The sequence below is a fragment of the Halpernia frigidisoli genome (assembly GCF_900113805.1).
Classification (GTDB): domain Bacteria; phylum Bacteroidota; class Bacteroidia; order Flavobacteriales; family Weeksellaceae; genus Halpernia; species Halpernia frigidisoli.
Genome location: NZ_FOQT01000003.1, coordinates 399924 through 423926, shown reverse-complemented (window position 1 = coordinate 423926; position 24003 = coordinate 399924). Strand labels below are relative to the sequence as shown.

The 24003-nt window shown below is 33.2% G+C and carries 24 protein-coding genes and 2 pseudogenes; 14 read left to right on the top strand and 12 right to left on the bottom strand.

Going from position 1 to position 24003, the window contains the following annotated elements:
* The first annotated feature begins 233 nt into the window (after positions 1 to 233).
* From BM238_RS14420 to BM238_RS10225, 5 genes are all read left to right on the top strand, one after another.
* Positions 234 to 383, top strand: a complete 150-nt coding sequence (locus BM238_RS14420; RefSeq protein ID WP_177205457.1) for a hypothetical protein — start codon at positions 234 to 236, stop codon at positions 381 to 383.
* Positions 384 to 867: 484 nt separating this feature from the next.
* Entirely contained in the window at positions 868 to 1269 is a 402-nt protein-coding gene (locus tag BM238_RS10240) for a hypothetical protein (RefSeq protein ID WP_090080459.1), read from the top strand.
* Between the two features lie 176 nt (positions 1270 to 1445).
* Complete coding sequence (locus BM238_RS10235) at positions 1446 to 1835, top strand: lipocalin-like domain-containing protein (protein ID WP_090080456.1); 390 nt, start codon at positions 1446 to 1448, stop codon at positions 1833 to 1835.
* A 229-nt stretch (positions 1836 to 2064) separates the two neighbouring features.
* The gene (locus tag BM238_RS10230) at positions 2065 to 2496 is read left to right on the top strand and encodes a hypothetical protein (RefSeq protein WP_090080454.1); all 432 of its coding nucleotides are present in this window, start codon (positions 2065 to 2067) and stop codon (positions 2494 to 2496) included.
* A gap of 160 nt (positions 2497 to 2656) precedes the next feature.
* Positions 2657 to 4042, top strand: coding sequence for a serine hydrolase (locus BM238_RS10225; protein WP_090080451.1), 1386 nt, complete (start codon positions 2657 to 2659; stop codon positions 4040 to 4042).
* A 420-nt stretch (positions 4043 to 4462) separates the two neighbouring features.
* On the opposite strand, the gene BM238_RS10220 is transcribed toward BM238_RS10225, so the two are convergent.
* Both BM238_RS10220 and BM238_RS10215 read right to left on the bottom strand, forming a co-directional pair.
* Complete coding sequence (locus tag BM238_RS10220) at positions 4463 to 4948, bottom strand: YkgJ family cysteine cluster protein (protein WP_090080449.1); 486 nt, start codon at positions 4946 to 4948, stop codon at positions 4463 to 4465.
* On the bottom strand, positions 4948 to 5898 hold the full coding sequence (locus tag BM238_RS10215) for an ion channel (protein WP_090080446.1): 951 nt from the start codon (positions 5896 to 5898) through the stop codon (positions 4948 to 4950). Before BM238_RS10215 ends, BM238_RS10220 begins: the two co-directional genes overlap by 1 nt.
* A gap of 123 nt (positions 5899 to 6021) precedes the next feature.
* Between BM238_RS10215 and BM238_RS10210 the strand changes: the two are divergent.
* Positions 6022 to 6399 (top strand): annotated as a pseudogene (locus tag BM238_RS10210) (group III truncated hemoglobin).
* A 16-nt stretch (positions 6400 to 6415) separates the two neighbouring features.
* Here BM238_RS10210 and BM238_RS10205 read toward each other — a convergent pair.
* The 4 genes and pseudogenes from BM238_RS10205 to BM238_RS10190 all read right to left on the bottom strand — a co-directional run bounded on the left by BM238_RS10205 (position 6416) and on the right by BM238_RS10190 (position 10056).
* Positions 6416 to 7336, bottom strand: a pseudogene (locus BM238_RS10205) (glutaminase).
* 234 nt (positions 7337 to 7570) lie between these two features.
* The gene (locus BM238_RS10200) at positions 7571 to 7954 is read right to left on the bottom strand and encodes a GxxExxY protein (protein WP_090080444.1); all 384 of its coding nucleotides are present in this window, start codon (positions 7952 to 7954) and stop codon (positions 7571 to 7573) included.
* Between the two features lie 177 nt (positions 7955 to 8131).
* Complete coding sequence (gene hflX, locus BM238_RS10195) at positions 8132 to 9346, bottom strand: GTPase HflX (protein WP_090080442.1); 1215 nt, start codon at positions 9344 to 9346, stop codon at positions 8132 to 8134.
* Positions 9347 to 9612: 266 nt separating this feature from the next.
* Positions 9613 to 10056, bottom strand: a complete 444-nt coding sequence (locus BM238_RS10190) for an META domain-containing protein (RefSeq protein WP_090080440.1) — start codon at positions 10054 to 10056, stop codon at positions 9613 to 9615.
* Between the two features lie 73 nt (positions 10057 to 10129).
* Here BM238_RS10190 and BM238_RS10185 point away from each other — a divergent pair, with 73 nt between their 5' ends.
* Positions 10130 to 10639: a GNAT family N-acetyltransferase gene (locus tag BM238_RS10185; RefSeq protein WP_090080438.1), complete on the top strand. Its 510-nt coding sequence runs from the start codon at positions 10130 to 10132 to the stop codon at positions 10637 to 10639.
* Here BM238_RS10185 and bcp read toward each other — a convergent pair whose 3' ends face one another.
* A complete protein-coding gene (bcp, locus tag BM238_RS10180; protein ID WP_090080436.1) occupies positions 10640 to 11086 on the bottom strand; it encodes a thioredoxin-dependent thiol peroxidase in 447 nt (148 codons plus the stop codon).
* Between the two features lie 33 nt (positions 11087 to 11119).
* Between bcp and BM238_RS10175 the strand changes: the two genes are divergently transcribed.
* Positions 11120 to 11740: an endonuclease III domain-containing protein gene (locus BM238_RS10175; RefSeq protein WP_090080434.1), complete on the top strand. Its 621-nt coding sequence runs from the start codon at positions 11120 to 11122 to the stop codon at positions 11738 to 11740.
* Here the strand turns inward: BM238_RS10175 and hemC are convergent, their stop codons facing one another.
* The 3 genes from hemC to BM238_RS10160 all read right to left on the bottom strand — a co-directional run bounded on the left by hemC (position 11741) and on the right by BM238_RS10160 (position 14403).
* Entirely contained in the window at positions 11741 to 12661 is a 921-nt protein-coding gene (hemC, locus tag BM238_RS10170) for a hydroxymethylbilane synthase (protein ID WP_090080432.1), read from the bottom strand.
* Positions 12639 to 13913, bottom strand: a complete 1275-nt coding sequence (gene hemA / locus BM238_RS10165; protein WP_090080430.1) for a glutamyl-tRNA reductase — start codon at positions 13911 to 13913, stop codon at positions 12639 to 12641. The genes hemC and hemA overlap by 23 nt, the downstream gene beginning before the upstream one ends.
* Positions 13914 to 13986: 73 nt before the next feature.
* Positions 13987 to 14403: a GNAT family N-acetyltransferase gene (locus BM238_RS10160; RefSeq protein ID WP_090080429.1), complete on the bottom strand. Its 417-nt coding sequence runs from the start codon at positions 14401 to 14403 to the stop codon at positions 13987 to 13989.
* A gap of 145 nt (positions 14404 to 14548) precedes the next feature.
* On the opposite strand from BM238_RS10160, the gene BM238_RS10155 reads away from it, so the two are divergent.
* From BM238_RS10155 to BM238_RS10130, 6 genes are all read left to right on the top strand, one after another.
* Entirely contained in the window at positions 14549 to 15574 is a 1026-nt protein-coding gene (locus tag BM238_RS10155; protein WP_090080427.1) for a rod shape-determining protein, read from the top strand.
* Between the two features lie 26 nt (positions 15575 to 15600).
* A complete protein-coding gene (gene mreC / locus BM238_RS10150) occupies positions 15601 to 16455 on the top strand; it encodes a rod shape-determining protein MreC (protein WP_090080425.1) in 855 nt (284 codons plus the stop codon).
* A complete protein-coding gene (locus tag BM238_RS10145) occupies positions 16445 to 16951 on the top strand; it encodes a rod shape-determining protein MreD (RefSeq protein WP_090080424.1) in 507 nt (168 codons plus the stop codon). Before mreC ends, BM238_RS10145 begins: the two co-directional genes overlap by 11 nt.
* Positions 16948 to 18936, top strand: a complete 1989-nt coding sequence (locus tag BM238_RS10140; RefSeq protein WP_090080422.1) for a peptidoglycan D,D-transpeptidase FtsI family protein — start codon at positions 16948 to 16950, stop codon at positions 18934 to 18936. Before BM238_RS10145 ends, BM238_RS10140 begins: the two co-directional genes overlap by 4 nt.
* Positions 18933 to 20159 (top strand): rod shape-determining protein RodA, encoded by a 1227-nt coding sequence (gene rodA, locus BM238_RS10135; protein WP_090080420.1) that lies wholly within the window; start codon positions 18933 to 18935, stop codon positions 20157 to 20159. The genes BM238_RS10140 and rodA overlap by 4 nt, the downstream gene beginning before the upstream one ends.
* Positions 20160 to 20392: 233 nt before the next feature.
* On the top strand, positions 20393 to 22129 hold the full coding sequence (locus tag BM238_RS10130) for an APC family permease (protein WP_090080419.1): 1737 nt from the start codon (positions 20393 to 20395) through the stop codon (positions 22127 to 22129).
* 249 nt (positions 22130 to 22378) lie between these two features.
* On the opposite strand, the gene BM238_RS10125 is transcribed toward BM238_RS10130, so the two are convergent.
* Complete coding sequence (locus tag BM238_RS10125) at positions 22379 to 23071, bottom strand: C40 family peptidase (protein WP_090080417.1); 693 nt, start codon at positions 23069 to 23071, stop codon at positions 22379 to 22381.
* Positions 23072 to 23468: 397 nt separating this feature from the next.
* The gene (locus BM238_RS10120) at positions 23469 to 23966 is read right to left on the bottom strand and encodes a phage tail protein (RefSeq protein ID WP_449404428.1); all 498 of its coding nucleotides are present in this window, start codon (positions 23964 to 23966) and stop codon (positions 23469 to 23471) included.
* Between the last annotated feature and the right edge of the window lie 37 nt (positions 23967 to 24003).

The window sequence follows — 24003 nt, the reverse complement described above, 5'->3', positions numbered from 1 at the left end:
GTTTATATCATCAAGATTTTCGCTAATTGTTCAATTTGTCATATTTACAAAGACTTGTTATATAAAATCCCCGCCAACAGAAATACCCAACCGTTAGCAGAAATTTTATGAAAATAATCACGCTTATTTTTAGTTTCATTTTTTTGATTAATTGTTCAAGTACCAAGTTCAATTTTTTTGCAAACCAAAACGATATTGATTCAATAATTGAAACTTTTATTGATACTCAAAAATTGAAAGCACTTAAAAATGATTCTACAAGCAACAGAATTGCTAATTCAACAATGAAAATTGGTGTAGAATTTAAAAAATTTAGCCAAAAAGATTTTCAAGGATACTTTTTACCGATTGGTCCTAATGGAAAGCCTGATTTTAAAGCATAAAAATTTATATTCAAATCTGATTATAAGTTTTTTAAATCTCAAAATCGTGAAAATGGAATCACTAAAATAAGCGAAAATCTAAAGAAAAAATTCAAGAATTCAAATATTTCAGAAATTGAACTTGATTACAAAAATAGAAATTCATATGAATACTTAGAATTTTCAGATATTTATTTTACAGAAAATCAAAGTATTGCTTACATAGAAGTCAATTATCGAGATGGAATTTATGGAGATGGAACAGCTTATATTCTTCAAAAAAGAAATGGAAACTGGAGAATAGTTAGAAACTGGAATTTGTGGATTACATAAAAAAACTTCTGCTAACATCGTATTGGCAATAGCGCGGAGGAATCGCAAGTTTACCCATTTTAGATATTCCGAAGGTTAATTTATATTTAGAAAGTTTCCGCGTTAAAGACGCACTATCGCCAATACGCAAAACGTTGCCAGCAAGTTTTGAAGACAACTCGAAAAAACATTTATGTCTAAATTGATGAAACGAATTATAATTAGGTTAGCAATATTGTTTGTCGGTTTAATATCATTCGTTGGATATGGAATGTATCTTATGGATATTGAAGACCGATACGGCGATTTACAGCAAATATATTTTGATTCTAAATCTCATGATATAATTATTAATAATTTGAATGGCAAGACGGGAATAATTAAACTGGAAAACAGGCGAATATATGTAAAAACTGGAAAACAAATATTAGATATAGATGAATGGCTTGATCCTGAAAATAAATTTATGTACAATATTGATATCTATCGCCCAGAAAATCCAAACGAATTTCTAAACTTAAAGATGGAGAAATTTAAACAAAAAGTGGCATCCGAAAGACTGAAATCCATATCGCATTTAGAAGTTAAATATTAAACCTGCTGCCAACAGCGGTTTGCATAAATGGCGAAATTTGTGGTAAATTCACGCTTATCTTTCGCAAGAAATTTTATCTTAGCAGAAAATACTCGGTTCCGAAGTTCGCACCATCGCAAAGCCGAGAACCGTTATCTGTCACTTTATAAAAATTCCACATCAACAAAACAGATTGTATGAAGAAAATATTGTATTTAGTTTTACTTTCAACTAATTTTTTATCTGCTCAATTTAATCCTGAATCTGACAAGAAAATCAAAGGAAAATGGGAGTTTAAAGTTTTTAGTGATTCAATTGCATTTCCAATGATTGATGGAATAAAAACTGAAAATATAATTTTTGTGAACAAATTAGAATTTAAAAATAATAATATATTTACTTCAAAAAGTAGAGGAGAAAAACTAAACGGTAAATGGACAATCCTTGGAAATAATTTGATTCTAAATTTTGAAAATAAAACATCAATATTATATGAAATTATGAGATTAAACGATTCTAGATTGGAACTTAAAGAAGAAGGCATGGTAGTTTCAAATCTTGGTTATGATAAGAAAAGCGACAGATAACAGCGGTTTTGCAATAGTGCGGGATTTTCGCCAAGTTTAACTATTTTAGATTTTCCGAAGTTTAGTTTATAATAGAAAGATTTGTCATATTAATCCGCACCATCGCAAAGCCGAAAAACGTTAGCAGTCATTTTGCCAAAAAAAGTGTTTAAAATCGAAAAGTAATTGAAAAGGTTTAAATCTCTTAAAATCAAGAAGATATTTTAGAATTAAAAATATTTAAAACCGAATGAATAAAGAATTGGAAATCTTAAATCAAAAACTTGTAGGAGAATTTATATCTAGGTTTAGTTTTGGAGACACTTGGGATATTTTTATTGGCAACTATTCCCTTTCAGCACATGCAATTGAATTTCAAGAAGAAAAGGTGATTTATGACTTTTTAAAAAATAATTATTCCGAATTTAAATATAGTATTGACAATGAAAAAGTACCTAAATGTACAATTTTAGCATCAAATCTTCGAAAGTCAATCACCCAAATTAATTTGGACGAAATGAAAAACATAACACTCGAATTTGCAGAAGGTTCAACTATGAAAATCCTAACAAACACAAAAATTGTAGATTGGCAATGGTGCTTGAATAAATCAGGAAAAGATCCTTATCAAGATTATGAAATTGCTTGTTTTTGGGCAGGAGAAATTAAATTAGTTGAATAAAAAAACGTCTGCTAACATCGTATTGGCAATAGTGCGAGATTTTCGCCAAATTAAAGATTTTAGATATTCCGAAGTTTAATTTGTAATAGAAAGATTTGTCTTATTAAGCCGCAACATCACCAATTTGCAAAACCTCATCTAACATTATAAAAAAAACCGAATGAAAAGAATATTTGTATTTTTAATAACAATGTTTATGGCAAATATTTCATTTGGTCAAACTGCAAACTACAAAACTGCATTTGACAATTTCCTAATAAATTATAATGAAGAAAAATTTGATGAAATTTTTAAAAGTTTTTCACTTGAGATGCAAAACGCACTTCCAATCAAAAACACAAAATCGTTTTTGTCAGATTTAAAAAATCAAGCAGGTAATATCAAGAGCGGAAATTTCGTTGGATATGAACAGAAAAAGTATGCGTCTTTCAAAACAGAATTTGATAAAGGCAATTTTGCAGTAAATATTTCCCTCGACAGTTCGAATAAAATAAACGGATTTTTTATTCAGCCGTTTAAAGATAAAATTTCCACTAAGAATAATACTATCAATTTTTTAAGTTCGTATCCAACAGATATTTCGAAAATAATTTTTTCAAAAACTTCCGATTTACCAAATGGAACGCAACTTTCCATTGCAATTATTGAGAATGGAAAAACAAATTATTATGGTGTTATAAAAATCAATGATACTATAAAGCCAATTAAAAATCAAAACAAAATTTTTGAAATTGGTTCTTTGACCAAGGTTTTTACCTCGACGGTTTTAGCAAAATTAGTTACGGAAAAAAAGATTTCGCTTGATGATAACATTAATGCCTTCTACCCTTTTAAATTCAAGGATGATATTAAAATAAATTTTAAAAATTTAGCCAATCATACTTCAGGATTGCCACGTTTACCAGACAATCTGGATTTAACCAATGTCATTAATCCCTACAAAGATTACGATAAAAATAAAATTGAAGACTATCTTAAAAATAAATTGAAACTCGAAAATGAGCCTTCAAAAAAATATTCCTATTCAAATCTGGGCGCAGGAATTTTAGGATATACACTTGGTTTGTCACAGAAAACAAGTTTTCAGAATTTGGCTCAAAAGTATATTTTCGGTAAATATGATATGAAAAATTCTTTTACAAGTTCCAAAAAATTGGGAAAAGATCTTATCAAAGGTTTAAAAGAAACGGGCGAAACAGCCTCAAACTGGGATTTTGATGTGTTGTTTGGCGGCGGCGGAATATTATCGACCATAGAAGACTTATCAAAATTTGCAAATGCGCAATTTGACGTTAAAAACAAAGAATTAGAATTGACCAGACTACCAACTTTTGTAATAAATGAAAAAATGAAAATTGGATTAGGATGGCATATTCTTAAATCAGAAAATGGAAATGAATTTTATTGGCATAATGGCGGAACAGGAGGTTATTCGTCATCAATGAGTGTTGACTTACATCAAAAAAAATCAGTTATAATCTTAGCGAATGTTGCTGGTATAAACGATAAAATTGACGCTTTAAACTTTGAATTATTGCTAATTTAATTCAAAATTTGTATATCTCGCAAAACATATAAATTAATAAATAAAAAATAATAAATGAAACAGTTTTTAATAGCTTTTATTACGTTTTTTATCGGTTGTATTTTATCAAATATAATATTTAAAAACAAACAGTTAGATTATTTTTACATCATCCTTCTAGGTTGTTTACTTGGTTTAATACTAAATCTAGCTTTAAGATTTATTTTTCCGAAAATTAAATAAATATTACAAGCCGAAATTTTAAATAAAGACCCATATTAATTAGTTTAATATGGATCTTTTATTTTTAGTTTTTTTTAAACGACAAAAAAAATGGAAAAAAAACTAGAAAGTCATTATCAAATCCTAAAAGTAATTCCTGGAAATAGAACATCTTAATGATGAAATACTTTTAACGTTTAGAAAATAAGAAATTTTAATTCACTTAATTCTTTCCTGCATTTTCTCCACCCAAACAAAAGCCGCCGGACAAATCAGCGTATTTTTCACCATCAAATTATTGATCTGGTAAACTTTTTTCCGATCAGTATGCGGATATTCTCTACACGCTTTCGGGCGAACTTCGTAAATTGAACACCTATTATCTTCGCCTAAAAAATGACAGGGTAAACTTTTCAAAACCAGGTCTTCATCTTCATCAGTTTGCAGAAATTTTGACTCAAAATCCTTCGGTTTCATCCGCAGATGTTTCGAAATTCGCTCAATATCTTTATCCATAAAAAGTGGTCCGGTCGTTTTGCAGCAATTTGCGCAGGATAAACAATCAATTTCCCTGAAAACCTCTTCGTGCGTTTCTTCCGCTAAATAATCTAAGTTTTTCGGCGGTTTTCTTTTAAGATTTTCTAGAAACTTTTTGTGTTCTTTGGCTTTTTTTAAAGCTTCGTTTTTGTAAAAGTTTAAATCCATTACGGCAAATTTACTTTTTCGTAATCCCCAATTTTATCTAAATTTAAAATAGTGGTTTCACGATCTGTGGACGGCTCAAACATTGGTAAAAATTTCGCGCCAACAATAATTTCTTCCGTAATATAAGAAGTTCGTTGAATTACAGTACTTGCAAAACCTTCATCAAACGCACGAATTTGTGTGAAAATCTCGACATTTGCGGTTTTTAAAAGTTCATTAACATCCCCATAAAATGGCGAATCTTCATCAATTTTGTGAACCACCGTCCAGTTCAGCACTAAAATATTAATCTTAGGTAATTCTGTTTTTAAAATGAAAAATTCCGTCTGGGAATCTGATTGATCGCGATTGCTGATTGCAACTGTTATGATCACTTCCGCACTTGTAAGAAGATTATTTTTAAAAGGTGCAACCCGAACCATTAACGCAGAACCATCCTGATAAGGGGCAATAAGCGCATTTTTACTAAATTTTAAAAAAGCACGCGGACGGGAAAATCTTGCATAAAATAAACCTGTTGCGATGGCAAAAAATAATAACCCGAGAAAGGCTTCAAAAGTGGCAACCAAACTTGCAAGAAAGCCTACCGGCGCAATTCTTCCGTAGCCAACCGTGGTAAAAGTTTGAGAACTAAAAAAGAAAACATCCATTAATTCATTAAGCAAAACACTGTGATCAATGCCTGTGAGATGGTCAATCCCAATCGCATAATAAATAAAAGCGAAAATGATATTAGTGAAAATGTAACCTAAAATAAGAAATGTGATAAATTTCCAGGAATTAAGGTTGATCATCACATGGTACCAACTGTATTTTTCGAAAGGATTTAATCCTTTTCTTCTGACATTCGGCATTCCGTTTTCGTTCAGAAATCTTCCTGAAGCAGTAGAACTGAAACCAGTATCTATTTCCGGTTTTAAAGAAGAAAATCTATCTAAGAATTTTGACATAATGCAAAATTAATCTAAAATTTTTATGTTTTGTTTTAATTGAAGTTTCGAAAACGATCTAATTACTATTTATCATGCGCCATATCATAAAAGTCAGGTTTTTAAATTTCGTAAATTTGAATTATGAAACAGTTGCAAACACAGGAAGACGTTGAATTTTTGGTAAATAAATTTTATGAAAAGGTAACTAAAAATAAAATAATTGGCTTCTTCTTCAATGACGTGGCTAAAATAAACTGGGATTTACATTTACCCAAAATGTACAAGTTTTGAGAAACATTACTCTTCGGAACACCTTCCTACAAAGGAAATCCAATGTCGAAGCATTTTCCTATCAATGAAATGCAGGCAATGGAAAAGCACCATTTTGAACATTGGATTTTACTTTGGAAAAATACTTTAGACGAGAATTTCGAAGGTGAGATGGCTGAAATGGCAAAAATAAAAGCCCGAAATATCGCTAATCTTATGGCTTATAAAATGGAAATGGCTAGAAAATAAGTTTAAATCAATTATCCTAAAAAATTGATTCGCCAGTTTGCGTTGTAAATTCTTCTAAAAACTTCATTCCTCGGTAAGAATTTCCTTTCGGATTTAATTTCGGACTCCAAACTGTGATGCAGTAATGATTTGGTAAAATTGCAACAATTCCGCCACCAACGCCACTTTTTCCCGGCAAACCAACGAGAAAAGAAAACTCACCCGATTCATCATAAAACCCGCACGTCAAAAGTATTGCGTTTATTCTTTTGGCTTTACTCGCTGATAAAATTTCAGTTTTATTAATTGGATTTCTGCCACTGTTCGCCAAATATAAAAGTGATCTGCTCAATTCTTTACACGTCATTTCAATCGAACAAAAATGAAAATAAAGATCTAAAACATCTTCCGGTTTATTTTTAATATTGCCAAAAGATTTCATATAATTACACATCGCCGCATTTCGAAAACCATTTTTCATTTCGCTGGCTGCTACTTTTTCAATGAAATAAATATTTTTTTCGCCCGAAAGATTTCTGATAAATTCTAACATTTCATCTTTTGGATCTGTAGAAATTTCCAATAAAATATCACAAATAACAATTGCGCCTGCATTTATAAACGGGTTTCTCGGAATTCCATTATCTGCTTCCAGTTGCAGCAAAGAATTAAAAGCATTTCCGGAAGGTTCTACATCTACTCTTTCCCAAAGTTTTTCACCCAAATGTTCGTAAGCCAAAGTCAAAGCAAAAACTTTCGAAATACTTTGAATCGAAAATTTTTCTTAGAAATCGCCGTTTCCAAAATTATTTTCCTTTAAATCTGAAAAGCAAACGCCAAATTTATCTTCGTCAATACAGGCAATCTCCGGAATATAATCGGGCACTTTACCTAGATTTTCTTTAGATAAAATATCAGCGTAAATATTCGAAATTATTTGAGCGTAGTTATTTTGCATTATATAAACTGAATTTTACCACGAAAGCAAGAAGGGTTTCACAAAGATTACCGTTAAATTAAGACACGAAGATAAAAACTAAATTTTCCTTTAAATATTTTAATAATTAATTTTACCACAAAGGCACAAAAGATTTCACGAAGATTTTAATATAATTTCAAAGAAGCTAATTTACCACGAAGGCACAAAGGGTTTCACAAAGATTAATGATGAATTAGGACACAATGATAATTGCTAATTTAACGTTCCGTTAATAACTCTTTTTACACCGTTTTTAAAAAGAAAAGTGTTGAAATTCATTAAATAGCCTAATTTGCAATTACTCAATTTTAAATAAGTAAGAAGTTGCGCAAGATGAATAGGATGAAGATTTTCAGCAGATTTTACTTCGATAATAAATTTATTTTCAACTATTAAATCAACTCTGTACCCAACTTCTAATCTTATATCTTCATAAACAAGGGGAAGCGGTTTCTGTCTTTGAACAAATAATCCGGCTTTAGAAATTTCGTAAAACAAACATTCTTCGTAAGCGTTTTCCAACAAACCCGGTCCCAAAGTTTTATGAATTTTTAAACCAAGTTCAAAAACAATTTTAGAAATTTCATTTTCAGACATAAATTTATTAATTAATAATTTGAAGTAAAACTTAGTGTCTTAAAAGTTCAAAGAAACGCTTTGTGAAACCCTCTGTGCCTTCGTGTTAAAAAAAGTACAAAAACTTTGGTGTCTTAAAAGTTCAAAAAAACTCCCTTGTGAAACCCTTCGTGCCTTCGTGTTTAAATCCTATGAAAATTAAATTTCCTCTTCATCATCAAAATACTGAAACAAAAAGTCATTGTAAGGAAATCTCGCGATGTGAATTTTCTGAACTTCATCATAAATCATCTTCTTCATTTCCGGGAAATTTTCTTTGGTTAATGCAGAAATAAAAACCGTCGGATATTTAGAATTCGCCATCCAGGTTTTTTCCCATTCTTCCAAAGAAATATTTTTATGAGTTTCCGGCGACAGATCATCATCCGCTTTTTTCTCATAAGAAAAATCATCAATTTTATTAAAAATCATGATCATCGGCTTATTATGAGCGCCAATTTCTTCCAAAGTTTGGTTCACAGAATTAAGTTGATCTTCAAAACCTTCGTGCGAAATATCAACAACATGAATCAACAAATCTGCCTCGCGAACCTCATCTAAAGTTGATTTAAAACTTTCAACCAATTGTGTCGGTAACTTTCTAATAAAACCAACAGTATCCGTCAAAAGAAAAGGTAAATTACCAATCACCACTTTCCGAACAGTCGTATCTAAAGTCGCAAATAATTTATTTTCCGCAAAAACATCAGATTTGGAAATGGCGTTCATCAAAGTAGATTTCCCCACATTCGTATAACCAACCAACGCCACACGCACCATTTTTCCACGGTTATTGCGCTGCGTTGCCATTTGTTTGTCAATGACTTTCAGCTTATCTTTAAGCAAAGTAATTTTGTCGCGAATAATTCTACGGTCAGTTTCAATCTCAGTTTCACCCGGTCCACGCATCCCGATTCCCCCTTTTTGTTTATCAAGGTGAGACCACATTTTGCTTAATCTTGGCAATAAATATTGATATTGCGCCAATTCAACCTGCGTTCTTGCATAGGAAGTTTGCGCACGTTGTGCGAAAATGTCCAGAATTAAATTCGTTCTGTCTAATATTTTAACTTCAATTTCACGCTCTAAATTTTTTAATTGAGATGGTGACAATTCATCATCAAAAATGATCGTGTTGATATCATTTTCAATAACATATTGTTTTATTTCTTCTGCTTTTCCTTTTCCCACAAATAATTTAGAATCTGGCTGCGTCAGTTTTTGAGTGAATCTTTTTTCCACCGTCGCACCTGCCGTGAAAGCCAGAAACTCTAACTCATCCATAAATTCCGCTAACTTTTTCTCATCTTGATTTTGTGTTACCACGCCGACAAGAACGGCTTTTTCATATTGGTGTTCTTTTTTATCTAACATATAATTTTGCTCGCTTTATACAAATATAGTGATTGTAATTTATTATTTTTTTCCTGAAATTTATTTCGTAAAATATTCAGAAGCAGAAAATGTTCGTTTCTTTTAAAAGATCTACCCGCTATCCGTTCCAATCTTTTTTTTTTAGATCTACCAATCTGGAAAAAAAGGATTTCCACTTCTATCGGGGCTAAAAATAAGATTTTGTTTTCTTCCGAAAGGATCGAAGTGATTCTAAAGCAGAAACTAATTGTCGAAATTTCAGTGAATTAATCCCAATCCGCGGCCAAAAATTTCATTTCGTTCCCTTTTCCATCAGACAAAGTTAGGTAATGACCGTCAACTTTGTAAGAAGTCATCATTGGCAAGGCTTTACCAAAAGCACTTTCCAAATCCATCATTCCTTCGCAATACATCTTTGTACCTCCAACTTGTGAAAATTCAATTTTATTTCCAGACTTAATTTTGGCAGTAAAAAATAAACTGTTGCAACCCATTTTTGCGGAATATTGATCTTTATTTTCAGACCGAATATTCAGATTAATTTTTGCTTCAGATTTAACTAATTTTTCTTTGCTGAAATTTTGAAATGAAACAAACAGCCATTCATGTCGCAAATTCTGATCGCTTTCCGAATTCTGTTTTTGTGAGGAACAATTTCCCAACAGAAAACCTGCGAAAATAAACGTCAGAATTATTTTAAAATTTTTCATTGTTTAATTTTGTCGAACACTTTACGAAATCTGTACCAAGAATAAATTAATTACTTTTATCAAAACAAATCCGATGATTTTAAAAGAACTGGAAACTGAAAGATTGCATTTAAAAATCGCTGAACTCACAGATGCAGAATTTTTCTTAAAACTTTATAATGAGCCATTATTTATAAAAAATATTGGCGATAGAAATTTGAAAACTTCACAAGACGTTGAAAATTATATTAAAGAAAAATTTCAACCACAATTTGAGAAATTAGGTTTTGGAAATTACGTGATGATCAGAAAAAGCGACAACGTAAAGGTTGGCGCTGTAGGCATTTTCGTTCGGGAAGGTTTCGACATTCCGGATATAGGATTTTCGGTTTTAAAAGAATTTCACAATTTCGGTTATGCTTTTGAAGCCGCAAATGCATTAAAAGATAATGTTTTTGAAAAATTTAATTTCAAAAAATTGTCAGCAATTACAACCGAAGATAATATTTCTTCCCAAAAATTAATAGAAAAATTAGGTTTAAAATATATCAAAATGATTGATTTTCCCGGCGATGAAGAAATGCTGAGATATTATGAAATATAACTATTTTAAAATCTGCGCCGCGTGATTTTTTGTTTCCACTTTAGAAATTACTTCTGTGCAAATTCCTTTTTCGTCAAACAAAAATGTGGTTCTTACAATTCCCATAAACTCTTTGCCCATAAATTTTTTCAATTGCCAAACACCGAATTTTCCGCAGATCTCCTTATTTTCGTCAGCAAGTAAATCATATTCAAAAGCAAATTTTTCCTGAAATTTCTTCTGATTTTTTACGGGATCGGCGCTGACTCCTAAAACTTCAAAACCCTGCTTTTGCAATAAACTATAGTTTTCGTTTAAGTTGCAGGCTTCCGCAGTGCAACCCGGCGTATTGGCTTTTGGATAAAAGAAAACGACCAATTTTTTGCCTTCAAAATCTGAAGATTTCACGGTTTTTCCATCTTGATTTTGAACTTCAAATTCCGGTAAAACATCACCAGCTTGTAACATATCTTTGTATTTTTGTGCTAAGTTAAATTTAAAATGACAAAAAAGCAACGCGCAAAAATAATAATCGACGAACTGGAAAAACTTTATGTAGAAGTTCCCATTCCTTTAGATCACATTTCGCCTTTTGAATTATTAGTTGCGGTCGCACTTTCCGCGCAAACGACCGATAAAAAGGTGAATCAGATTTCACCAAAATTATTTGAAGTTGCTGGCGATGCTTTTAGAATGAATCTTTTAGAAGAAGCAGAAATTAAACTTTTAATAAAGGAAATCGGACTTTCTAATACTAAAGCCAAAAATTTAAAAAAAATGGCTGAATTATTAATAGAAAGGCATAACGGCGAGGTGCCGCAAACTTTTGAAGAACTTGAAGCGCTTCCAGGAATTGGTCACAAAACAGCTTCCGTTGTGATGAGTCAGAGTTTCGGCGTTGCCGCGTTTCCCGTTGATACGCACATTCACAGACTTTTAAAACAATGGAAAATTACGGAAGGAAAAAATGTGATTCAAACTGAAGAAGACGCAAAAAAAATATTTCCTGAAAATTTATGGAATAAACTTCATCTTCAGATCATTTTTTATGGGAGAGAATATTCACCGGCAAGAGGAAAAGGTGAAAAAGATTTTTTAACTAAAATGCTGTTCGACAAATAATTACAAAGACATTTTAATAATAGACATCAATTCTTTACCACCATTATTTAGAACTTTCTGCGCTAATTTTTCTCCAAAATTGTCGCTAGAATTGTATTGAAAAATCTCGTCGGTTTCAATCGTGTTTTCACCATTTAAAGAGGAAATTCTTCCTAAAAAACGAACTTCATTATTATCATTAATTTCAGCAAAAGCACCAATTGGCGCAGTACATCCGCCTTCCAAAGTGTTTAAAAAAGTACGCTCTATATTTGTGCAGATCTCAGTTTGGGAATCAGAAATGTTTTTTAAAATTTCATTGATTTCAGTTTTATCTTCATGTCCTGCAATTCCTACAACGCCTTGTGACGGCGCGGAAAGCATGAAAGGTAAAAATTCATACTGAATATCCAGATTCATTCTTTTTAATCCGGCCAAAGAAAACAAAGTTGCATCTGCAACGCCTTCTTCAAGTTTCTTTAATCGGGTTTGAACGTTTCCGCGGATATCTGAAAACTCAGTTCCGGGAAATTCTTTTAACCAAAAAGCACGACGGCGTAAACTGCTTGTGGCAATTTTTAAATCTTTTAAGTCAATATTTTTTGAACGGGAATTTCGAACTAAAACGTCTTGTGGGAAATCTCTTTCTAAAACTGAGATCATTTTTATGCCCTTTGGCAAATTTGTAGGAACATCCTTTAACGAATGAACGGCGATGTCAATTTCATCATTTAACAAAGCAATATCCAGGTCTTTTGTGAAAATTCCTGTGATTCCTAAAGTGTAAAGCGGTTGTGTAAGATTTTTGTCGCCTGAAGAAATAATAGGAACAATTTCGGTCTTAAAATTTTTATTTTGAAGTTTTCTGGCAACTTCTCTTGCCTGCCAAAGTGCTAAAGGCGAATTTCTTGTCCCAATTCTAATGCTTTTCATTAAATTCATTTTTCGGCATTTCCACTAAAATTTCGTTCATTAATTTACTTACTTCCTCCGCTTTCCAGGGATTATCAATAATGTATTTTGCAAATCGATTAGTGATTTTCTGGATCATTTTCTCTGATAAAAGCATGTCTTCCACTTTCACATAGTTGTGTTTACGGTGAAACTGATGCATTTCATAAGTTTCAATATTTTTTAGCGAAGCTTTGAACTGATGGATATTTGGTGCTAATTTTCTCTTTTTTTCCCATTCCAGAAATTCTTTTGTCATTAACTTAATAATTTCCTCAGCTTTAGGAATTTCTTTCTTACGCAAAACCATTGTTTCCTGAATGTGAGACGATAAATTGTCAACATTTACCAAACTTACATTTTCATTTTCGGTAATATTTTGCTCCACATTATTAGGAATTGAAAGATCAATTACTAAGGTTTTTTTGCCATTAGGAAAATGGCTTTTATTAATAATCGGTTTTGAAGCGCCTGTGGCGACGATTAAAATATCAGTTTGGTGAAGTTCTTCCTCAAGATCATCAAATGCAATATAAGGAATTTTGTATTTTTCTGCGATTTTTTCAGCCGTTTCAGAAGTTCTGTTGGCAATCTTGATCTGCGGTTTGTAAACGTGTTTCACAAGATTTTCTACCGTATTTTGGCCAATTTCCCCAACACCTAATAGCAAAATATTTTTATCAGAAAGTTGGGTTTGATTATTTAAAATATAATGAACTGCTGCATAAGAAACCGATGCTGCGCCTGTAGAAATGGTCGTTTCGTTTTTTATTTTTTTTGAGATCTGAATGGCAGAATTAATAGCACGTTCCAGAAATGGATTGGCGCTGCTTTTTTCTTTTTTAAACCGGTGATAAGCATTTTTAATTTGCCCAATGATTTCAAAATCACCAAGAATCTGACTTTCCAGACCCGAAGCAACACGGAACAAATGCGTCAATGCTTCTTCACGTTTCAGAATACTTACAAACTCCATAAATTCAGCTAAACTTACGCCGATCACCTTACAGTAAAGCTCCGCGACCAATAAATAATTGGGCGTTGTGGTATAAATTTCAGTTCGGTTGCAGGTAGAAACAACAAATGCATCTCCTAAGTTGGCTTGATGCAATGCCGCGACAAAATCTTTTATATGATCCTCAAAAAAAGCAAACTTGCTGCGGATTTCCGCATTTGCTTTTTCATAACTCACGCTTAAAACGGCGAAATTACTGGTTTGATGAATTTGTGATTTTACGTCCATAGGAACTGCAAATTTAAGATTTTTATTCTTATATAAATAAGTATTTGGCAATAGTGCTTATGATTAAAATCAATTAAAAAGTATTTAATTTACTCATTTTCAGGTGCAAACCAATACCATCGATGTTAAAAAAATCATCTTCACCTGTAAAACCATTTTTTTCGTAGAAAGGAATTACCCATTTTCTGGCATTTAACCAAATTGTTTTGGCATTCGGTTTAACAAGTTCCGAGGCAAAATCCAATAATTTTTTGCCTACATTTTTTCCATGCTGACTTTGTAAAACTGCCATTCCACGGAACTGGAAAGTGGTTTCATCCGTTTGCATCACAGTTAAAATTCCCGATAATATTTCACCGTCAAAATAGCCTAAATGAAATGTTGTTTGATCATCATCTCCATTGTAAATAAATTGATAATCTGGATTATTTTCACCTAAGACATTTTTTCTAAGTTGGTGAGTTTCAGTGGATGAAATCTTTTTTATCATTTTAAAATAATAATTTGATTAATAATAAGTTAGAACATTAAAGGTAACTTAGATTTTAATAAAACTTTAACCAAAATTGTTAAAATCAAACTTTTTAGAATGGTTCTAAATCTCTATCTTTGTCAACTTAAATATACAGGAAAAAATGGGATTATTTGATATGTTTACGCAGGAAATTGCGATAGATTTAGGAACTGCGAATACATTAATTATTCACAACAACAAGATTGTGATCGATCAACCTTCAATAGTTGCTATCGAGCGTTCTACAGGCAAACCCATTGCTGTAGGCGAACAGGCAAAACACATGCAGGGAAAAACCCACGAAGATATTAAAACAGTAAGACCTTTGAAAGACGGCGTAATTGCAGATTTTCATGCGTCTGAACACATGATAAAGGAATTTATTAAAAAAATTCCGGGTATTAAAGGCAGATTTTTTCAGCCTGCTTTAAGAATTGTGATTTGCATTCCCTCGGGAATTACTGAAGTTGAAAAACGCGCAGTAAGAGATTCTGCTCAAAAAGTGAATGCTAAAGAAGTTCGTTTAATTTATGAACCAATGGCTGCAGCAATAGGAGTTGGAATTGACGTTCAAAAACCTGAAGGTAATATGATCATCGATATCGGCGGCGGAACAACAGAAATCGCAGTGGTTGCCTTAGGTGGAATTGTTTGTGACAAATCTGTAAAAATTGCAGGTGATGTTTTCACAAATGACATTGCCTATTATCTTAGAACGCACCACAATTTATATATCGGTGAAAGAACGGCTGAAAGAGTGAAAATTGAAGTAGGTTCTGCAGTGGAAGAATTAGATATGCCGATTGATGACGTACCCGTTCAGGGTCGTGATTTAATTACAGGAAAACCTAAAGAAATAATGGTTAATTATAAAGAAATTGCCAAAGCGTTAGACAAATCAATTATCAGAATTGAAGACGCTGTAATGGAAACTTTATCATTAACACCTCCGGAATTATCTGCTGACATCTATAAAACAGGTATTTATTTAGCTGGTGGCGGTGCGCTTTTGCGCGGTTTAAGCGACAGACTTCACAAAAAAACCGGACTTCCTGTTTTTGTTGCGGAAGATCCTTTGAGAGCTGTTGTTCGCGGAACAGGAATCGCTTTAAAAAATATCGATAAATTCAATTTTCTTCTGAAATAAAATATTAATTCCCTTAGCTTAAAACGATGGCATTTTTGCTGAGACTATTTTCAAAAAACGCACTTTTCGTTTTTTTTATATTCTTACAAATTACGGCACTGGTTCTTATGTTTACCAGAAGTTCCATGCAGCAATCATACATTGCCGCTCAATCTGCGGCATTTAACTCCTGGGTTTCCGGCTATATTGATGAAGGTGCTTCTTACCTTCAATTGAAACAGGTGAACGAAAATCTTGTCAATCAGAATAAAGCTTTAATGGAAGAAGTTTACGGAAAACAAAATGCCACCAAAGCAAAATTTGTAAAAATAATTGATACGGCAAAAGGTGGTCAAATATATACTTTCGTAGATGGTGACGTCGTTTATAACAGTATTAACCGTCGCGACAATTATTTTACCATTAATCGTGGTAAGAATCAGGGTGTTTTTCCTAAAATGGGCGTAATAGCACCAAGTGGTCTTGCCGGAATTGTGATCAACACGACAGATAATTACGCTTTGGTACAGTCTGTTTTAAGTGTAAATAAAATCCGGATCAGTGCTTCGCTGAAAAATTCGGGCTATTTTGGAACTTTAACCTGGCTGGGTGAAGATTCCCGAACAATGCATTTATCTGATGTTCCAAAATACGTTCCTTTGCAGGTTGGAGATACGGTAATGACTGACGGAAAATCTTCTATATTTCCACAAGGTATTATGATTGGTAAAATTGCAGGCTACGAAATCGATAATAAAACAGGATTTTGGGATATTTCCGTAGAACTTTCCGAAAAAATGGGCAAACTGAAAAAAATCTTTGTCGTTAAAAATTTAAAGAAAGTAGAATTGCAGAAAATAACGGACACTTTAAACGCTGTAATGCAAAAAAATGAACAGTAGAAGTATTTTTACAGATATTATCCTGATGATTTGCCTTACGGTAATTCAGATATTTTTATTGAACAGATTTGCGATCTTCGAAAAATATATTCCTGTTTTGTATCCTGTTTTTGTACTTTTTTACCCATTTTTTAGAAACAAATTTGTTTTTTTATTCCTAAGTTTCATTCTGGGATTAGGTGTTGATATTGCTTTGGGAACGTGGGGAATTAATGCTTTTGCGACGGTAACAATCGCCTATTTTCGAACATTAATATTCCGGACTTCTACCGAAACATCAACAGATTTTTTCTCATTTCTTACTTTAAACTGGTCTCAGTTTTTATTTTTCATCTTTGTAAGTATTTTTATTCACCAGCTTTTGGTGCAATATTTAGAATTCTTTAAATTAACAAGATTATTCGAGGTTTTTATAAATGTATTAATAACAAGTGTAATCTCTTTCGTATTCATTTTCGTCTATGCGTTGGTTTTTAGAATAAAACAAAAAGTGTGAAGTCTCAATATTTTAAAGTCATTATTGCCTTATCCGTTATTGCTATTATTTTTGTTGCAAGACTTGCTTATTTGCAACTTGTAACGGACAGATATGCGCTCAACGCGGCAAATACTTCTATTAAAAAAGAATATGTAATTCCACAAAGAGGAGTTATTTTTGACAGAAATGGTAAAATTTTAGTGGGAAATCAACCCTCATTTGAAATTTCTTTCACTGCCGCTTTGATGAAACCTGATTTTGACACGATCGGATTCTGCAAACTTGTGAACATCACAAAAGCTTCTTTTATCAAGGCGATAACGGGTTTAAAAAAAGAGAAATATTATTCCAAATTAACGCCGGTCACTTTTATAAAAAATATCAGCCGCGAAGAAATTGCCAGAATTCAGGAAATTATTTTTAAATATCCTGCATTCAGCATCGTTTCCAGACCACAACGTCAGTATGAAGTTTCAACTTCGGGTAATCTTCTTGGATTTACAAATCAGGTTAATGATCTTTATATAAAACGCGACTCTATTTATTATTTACCCGGAGATATCGCCGGAATGAGCGGTATTGAAAAATCATACGAGAAAGAATTACGCGGTAAAAAAGGAATTAATTATATTCAAAAAGATATCCGACTGAGAAATGTTGGCCCATACAAAGAAGGAACTTTAGACATTCCAGTAGTTACAGGAAAAGATCTGACGCTGACGATTGATTACGATCTTCAAAAATTAGCTGAAGAAATGATGGTTAATAAATTTGGTGCGGTAGTAGCAATCGACCCTAAAACAGGCGAAATTTTGACGCTCGCAACCGGACCGGATATCGACCCAAATCTATTTGTAGGCCCGGAAAAAACAAGAAATTTATATAAACTTCAAACCGATACTTTATATAACAGGCTTCCTACTTTTGATCGCGCTACGCAGGCTGCTTATCCCCCCGGATCGACTTTCAAATTACTGACAGCTTTGGCAGGAATGCAAATGGGTGTGATGACGCCTGACACCGTTTTTCCTTGTGGCGCGGGATTTAATTACAAAGGTGTGCGGATAAAAGGTCACGGAGGTGCGATTCCATTGATCCCGGCGATACAGGTTTCGAGTAACTGTTATTTTTCTTACGCTTACTTGGCAATTTTAAATAAATATCCAGGTAATCCGGGGAAAAGTATAGATGAATGGGCAAAAATTATGCACAGTTTCGGCTTAGGAAAATTTTTAGATAATGATCTGGCAACCGGTTCCAAAGGTTTAATACCAGATAGTAAATTCTACGAAAAAAGATTTGGCAAAAACTGGAAACCCATTCGGGCTGTTTTTAATGGAATGGGACAGGGAGATATTTTAATAACGCCTTTGCAGCTCGCAAATTATACTGCTGCAATCGCTAACAGAGGTTATTATTATACGCCTCATATTGTAAAATACATTGATGGAAAACCAAATCCTGACCCAAGATTTAAAGTTAAACACCAGACTTTAGTTGACAAAAAATATTTCGATTTCGTGTTGAATGGAATGGAGCAGGTAATGCTTCACGGAACTGGCGCCGGTTTAAAATCTCAGGATTTTACACAACTGGCAAAAACCGGAACCGCGCAGGTTCCACAAGGGAAGGATAATTCGATTTTCACTTTGATCGCGCCTGCAGATAATCCTAAAATCGTAGTTTCTTCTGTGATGGATCACGCGGGATTTGGTGCAACGTGGGCTGGACCAGCTTCTACTTTGGTTGCTGAAAAATACATAACAGGAACTATAAAACGTGATTATCTGTACAAAAAGATGATAACGTCCAGTTTTATGCCCGAATATAAAAGACAATACATCGAGCATTTAAAAAAAATCGGGAAATATGTGCCGCCGAAACCAGATTCTATTCAGCTTAAAAGAAAAGCGGATAGTTTAAAAGCAATATCAGATAAAAATATTAAAGCCGCACTTCAAAAGAAAAGTGATTCTACAAAATCTAAAACCAAGAAAAAGTGAAAACAGCCGGTATAGATAAATTAGGATTGGGACTTTATATATTGCTTTGTCTTTTTGCGATCGCAAATATATACAGTGTAGAACCAAACAGCGGACAGAAACAGCTAATGTGGTTTGGGATCTCACTTTTTGTTGGCATCATAATTTTTATAATGCGCGCCAAGTTTTTCGAAAACTTATCGGCCCTTTTTTATGTTTTAGGAGTTCTGTTATTAGTTGGTCTTTTTCCCTTCGGAAGTGAAGTTTTAGGTCAAAAAAACTGGTACAAGTTTGGACCGATCAGCTTGCAGCCGGTAGAATTTGTAAAACTGGCAATCACTTTAATGTTGGCGAATTTTGTTTCCGGACCAGATTTTAATATAAAAAAAACCAAATCTCTTCGAACTGCTTTGCTTATAATCGGTGTTCCGGCCGTTTTAGTATTGGCAATTCCGGATGTAGGTTCACTTTTGGTGTTTTTAGCTTTCGTAATTGCACTTTATCGAGAAGGTTTAAGCGGCTGGTTTTTCGGTGTGCTTTTCATTATTGCTTTAATATTTTTACTCTCTTTAGGAATAGATCCCATTTACGTTATTATTCCAATTTTAGTCATCAGCGCTGCTGTTTTATTTTTAAACAGCCGACGAATTCACTGGAATGTGATCAGTATCTTATCAATCGCCATTGGGATTATTGCAATGTGTGGATTATCTTACGGCGCACCAAAAATTCTGGAGAAAATGCCAAAACACCAAAGAGAAAGAATTGAGGTTCTTTACAAAGGTGAAAAAGCTTTTCGCGATACGTCTGGTTATAATTTACTTTACTCAAAAACAGCAATTGGATCCGGTGGATTTTTCGGGAAAGGTTATCGCGAAGGCTCCGTTACTCAGGGTAAATTTGTACCAGAACAAAGTACGGATTATATTTTCTGCACAGTTGGTGAAGAATGGGGGTTTTTTGGCAGCATGATGCTCGTTCTCGTCTATTGTCTTTTTATAGGAAGAATATATTATTTAGCGGAACGTCAGAAATCTACTTTTAACCGTGTTTTCGGGTATTGTTTTGCCTCAATTTTGTTAATGCACTTTGCCATTAACCTCGGGATGGTTTTGGGACTATTCCCGACAGTTGGTATTCCTCTGCCCTTTTTCAGTTATGGTGGTAGTTCTTTGCTTGCATTTTCTATAATGACTTTTATCTTTTTTAAATTAAACTACGCAGATAAAAACAGTTTGGTTTAAATCTTCGGAATCGCGATCGTTTGCAATAGGGATAGAAGCGGCATCCTTTTTTTGTTTAAATTTTTCTATTTTAAAACTTATTTTCTGCAAAAAAAGATACAGCGGATAGCCCGGCCGACATTTTTTTTGCCGCCAATACAATTTTAAAAAAATGACGGATTGCTCTAAAAGAAAATTTTATTTCACAATATTTTTATTTTAGTTTTTCTATTTTTGTTACCTAACATAAGAAAATGCACCAAAAAAAATTGGGAGAATGGTCTGCCACAGCTATTTGTGGGAATGATATCACCTCATCCTGTCTTTACGTTTCTGCTCTTACTATCGTTGCTGCAGGGCAATATGCCTGGTTGGCTTTATTATTTGTAGCGGCAATTTTATTTCTATTCCGGAAAATTTATGGCGAAGTTGTTGGTTCTTTGCCTTTAAATGGTGGCGCATACAATGTGCTTTTAAACAGCTCTACCAAAAGTAATGCGGCTTTGGCGGCGTGTCTCACAATATTGTCTTATATGGCGACGGCGGTGATCTCTGCAAGTACCGCCATGCATTATTTGCACGAAATTATTCCCGCAATTAATATCTCTTACGCTACATTCGGGCTTTTGCTATTTTTTTTAGGGCTTACAATTTTGGGAATAACTGAGAGTTCTATTGTTGCTTTGATCATATTTTTCTTTCACCTGGGCGTAATGCTTTTACTGATTGTTTTTTGCGGCATTTTTATAGCAAATAATGGTTTTTCTATTTTATATGATAATTTTTCGCTTCCTGTGAAAGGTGGAAGTATTGCGACGGCGCTCTTTTTTGGTTTTGCCGCAGCAATGCTGGGGATTTCTGGTTTTGAAAGTTCTGCAAATTTTGTGGAGGAACAGAAACACGGCGTTTTTCCTAAAACTTTAAGAAATATGTGGATCGCTGTTTCAGTTTTAAATCCGCTTATTGCTTTTTTAGCAATCTGTATCATGCCAATGAGCGCCGTAGACTCTAAAGTAGATTTCTTCCTCAGCTTTATGGGAACTTTAACCGGCGGGAAATGGCTCGCATTGATCATTTCCATTAATGCAGTAACGGTTTTGAGCGGTGCTGTTTTAACATCATTTGTAGGCGTAAACGGTTTAATTAAGAGAATGACATTAGACCGAATTTTACCTCAGTTTTTTCTTAAAGAAAATAAAAGAGGAAGTACTTACAGAATCCTAACCATGTTTTTCGTGCTTTGCGTGTCTATTTTAGTTGTAACAAAAGGTGCAATTTTACCTTTGGCGGCTGTTTACACGATCTCATTTTTAACGGTGATGGCGTTTTTTGCGATCGGAAATCTCCTTTTAAAAATAAGACGTGCACGTTTACCAAGACCAGAAACTGCGCCTACGGCTTTTGTTGTACTGGCATTGTTTGGGGTGATAATTGCGCTCTATGGCAACATAAAGGCAAACCCAGCTTACCTTGTCACTTTTTTGCAATATTTTATACCTGCGATGTTGATCATATCAGCGATGTTATCCCGAAATGATATTATGCTTATAATGGTAAAAACATTGAAATCGATCACGAAAAATTTCAGGAAAGTAGGCATTATTTCGAGAAAAATTCTGCACAAATCAATGCATAGTTTAAGAAATCAGGATTTTGTTTTCTTTTCTAAAGGCGACGATATTGCCACGCTAAATAAGGTGATGATCTACATTAGCCAGAATGAAGTAACAAATAAGGTGAAAATCGTCACTATTATGAAGAACCACCAAAAACCCACGGATCAGTTTATGTCAGATTTCGATACGCTCGATCGTGCTTATCCAGATATGGATATGGAATTTATAGTGCTGGAAGGAAATTTTGATCCTGATATGGTAGAAAAATTAAGTCTAGAATGGAATATTCCGAAAAACTTTATGTTTATCTCTTCACCAGGAGAAAAATTCAGCTATCGTGTTGAAGAACTGGGTGGAATAAGATTAATACTTTAGAATTAAATTAAAAGCGCTTTTTAGCGCTATTTTTTGTGTTTAAAATAAAGGCTTGTTACACCGAAATTTTTTAATTTAATTTTAAAAATAAACTCTGTTAAATATATAATTCAACTAAAATATTTAAGACAGAAGATCAAAATCTTAAAATTCTGCTTAAAGTATAAGTCCTTTTAAGCATAAATTTAAGGCATAAAAAAAAGCTACCAAATGGCAGCTTCTTTTGTATCAATTAATAATTAGTATGTTCTAATTCTGCGCTACGTTTGTAGAATCACCAAATGTACTGTTGATAATTCTTTTAGCAAACATAAATTTTGGCGTCCAGTAATTATCATTAAATAAGGAAGAGATCATTACTCCGCGCGACGTTGCCGCATGAATAAATTTTACTTCACCTTCAGCAGTTACTTCTTCTACTATACCAACGTGGGAAATTCTACCGCCTCCGTGTGAGAAAAAAACAAGATCACCTTTCTGAAGATCTTCTTTCGATACCGCTTCGCCTTCTGTGGCCTGAGATGCTGCAACTCTTGGTAAATTCATACCTACTGCTGCGCCAAAAACTGAAAGAACGAAAGCTGAACAGTCAATACCATTTCTTGTCATACCTCCAAATCTGTAAGGCGTACCAATATATGATTCTGCAACGCTTAAAATGCCGTCTATTGTTTTTGAATGTCTGATTGCTTTTGCAATTTGCTCATTTTTAAGAGCAGAATTGACGTTTGCAACCATCAAAGCTGGGTTTTCTTTAAAACTGCTTAAAAGTTCTTTTTTATCGTTTTCTAATTTTTTTGAATCTATTGAGGCAAGTTTGGCACTTGATTTGTACTGAGCTGAATATAAATTTGGAGCTGAAGCTACGTAGTTAGATACACATGATTGTAACGAAAAAGTAGCGAAGGCAGTCGCCAAATAAAACAAAATTCTTTTCTTCATATAAACTGATTAATTATCTCTCTGGGTAATTATTTATTTTAATGCGAGACAAAAGTACCGAAAGACTAAAAAGTAATAAGTACAATAGTTTTGCATCCTCTTTATTTTAACATACTTTAACGTTTTTTAAGGTTATATTCTAAGAAAATGATCCACACCGCAGTGTTTGCGTAAAAGTGGTAAAGCGAAATTTTAAGATTTATTAACGTTTATTTATTTCTTCTATAACTGTTATATAAAAAAGACACCTAATTAGACTCATTTAAATCTAGATTAGATGTCTTCACACTTATGTTAAAATCATGTAAATTTTATCTTTTTTGTGATTAAAATAATATAATTTATTTAAAAATAGATAATTGACAATTATTAATAATTTAAGTTTAAAAATAATTAATTACGGTCTTTGCGGAAAAACGCCTGTTGTAGAAATTATACATTTTAGAGCAAGATAAGGCGGTCGGTTTTCATGCGATTGGCTTGAACCTGTATTACCAATCATTGTAGATTTCATAGTAGTATTTGCTGCCACAGTGGAATACTCCTTGTCTAATTTTTTTGTATTTGCCGGTAAGTTTCCTGTAGCTTCAGCTTTATTACCCTCAACTGTTACCGCATTCACGATATGTGTATGGCTTGGCATTTCGTTGACAGTTAATGTTTCTGCCTCAATGCCACCTGGCTGTCCTTGTGTATAATTTGACAATCCTGGACCCTGCCCACTATTAACTAAAACACGACCCTGCATATTGGGTAAAGCAAAGTTAGTTCTGCCATCTCCGCCATATTGTGTTCCTAATAACGAAAACAATGCACTGTATTGTGATATTGGTAATAATTGACCATTACAATCCAGCCAACCATTTGGCGCGAATGTAAACGCAACGTATTGAATTTGTCCCAGATATGGGTCAGAAGCCTGTGCTTTTAAG

Excerpts from the sequence above, each read along its gene's own strand:
- BM238_RS10240 (WP_090080459.1), top strand. The coding sequence starts at position 868 with ATGTCTAAATTGATGAAACGAATTATAATTAGGTTAGCAATATTGTTT.
- BM238_RS10225 (WP_090080451.1), top strand. The coding sequence starts at position 2,657 with ATGAAAAGAATATTTGTATTTTTAATAACAATGTTTATGGCAAATATT.
- BM238_RS10160 (WP_090080429.1), bottom strand. The coding sequence starts at position 14,403 with ATGATAAAAAAGATTTCATCCACTGAAACTCACCAACTTAGAAAAAAT.
- BM238_RS10155 (WP_090080427.1), top strand. The coding sequence starts at position 14,549 with ATGGGATTATTTGATATGTTTACGCAGGAAATTGCGATAGATTTAGGA.
- bcp (WP_090080436.1), bottom strand. The coding sequence starts at position 11,086 with ATGTTACAAGCTGGTGATGTTTTACCGGAATTTGAAGTTCAAAATCAA.
- hemA (WP_090080430.1), bottom strand. The coding sequence starts at position 13,913 with ATGGACGTAAAATCACAAATTCATCAAACCAGTAATTTCGCCGTTTTA.
- BM238_RS10145 (WP_090080424.1), top strand. The coding sequence starts at position 16,445 with ATGAACAGTAGAAGTATTTTTACAGATATTATCCTGATGATTTGCCTT.
- hemC (WP_090080432.1), bottom strand. The coding sequence starts at position 12,661 with ATGAATTTAATGAAAAGCATTAGAATTGGGACAAGAAATTCGCCTTTA.
- BM238_RS10220 (WP_090080449.1), bottom strand. The coding sequence starts at position 4,948 with ATGGATTTAAACTTTTACAAAAACGAAGCTTTAAAAAAAGCCAAAGAA.
- BM238_RS10125 (WP_090080417.1), bottom strand. The coding sequence starts at position 23,071 with ATGAAGAAAAGAATTTTGTTTTATTTGGCGACTGCCTTCGCTACTTTT.
- hflX (WP_090080442.1), bottom strand. The coding sequence starts at position 9,346 with ATGTTAGATAAAAAAGAACACCAATATGAAAAAGCCGTTCTTGTCGGC.
- BM238_RS10175 (WP_090080434.1), top strand. The coding sequence starts at position 11,120 with ATGACAAAAAAGCAACGCGCAAAAATAATAATCGACGAACTGGAAAAA.
- BM238_RS10230 (WP_090080454.1), top strand. The coding sequence starts at position 2,065 with ATGAATAAAGAATTGGAAATCTTAAATCAAAAACTTGTAGGAGAATTT.
- BM238_RS10130 (WP_090080419.1), top strand. The coding sequence starts at position 20,393 with ATGCACCAAAAAAAATTGGGAGAATGGTCTGCCACAGCTATTTGTGGG.
- BM238_RS10235 (WP_090080456.1), top strand. The coding sequence starts at position 1,446 with ATGAAGAAAATATTGTATTTAGTTTTACTTTCAACTAATTTTTTATCT.
- BM238_RS10200 (WP_090080444.1), bottom strand. The coding sequence starts at position 7,954 with ATGTCTGAAAATGAAATTTCTAAAATTGTTTTTGAACTTGGTTTAAAA.
- BM238_RS10190 (WP_090080440.1), bottom strand. The coding sequence starts at position 10,056 with ATGAAAAATTTTAAAATAATTCTGACGTTTATTTTCGCAGGTTTTCTG.
- BM238_RS10185 (WP_090080438.1), top strand. The coding sequence starts at position 10,130 with ATGATTTTAAAAGAACTGGAAACTGAAAGATTGCATTTAAAAATCGCT.
- mreC (WP_090080425.1), top strand. The coding sequence starts at position 15,601 with ATGGCATTTTTGCTGAGACTATTTTCAAAAAACGCACTTTTCGTTTTT.
- BM238_RS10215 (WP_090080446.1), bottom strand. The coding sequence starts at position 5,898 with ATGTCAAAATTCTTAGATAGATTTTCTTCTTTAAAACCGGAAATAGAT.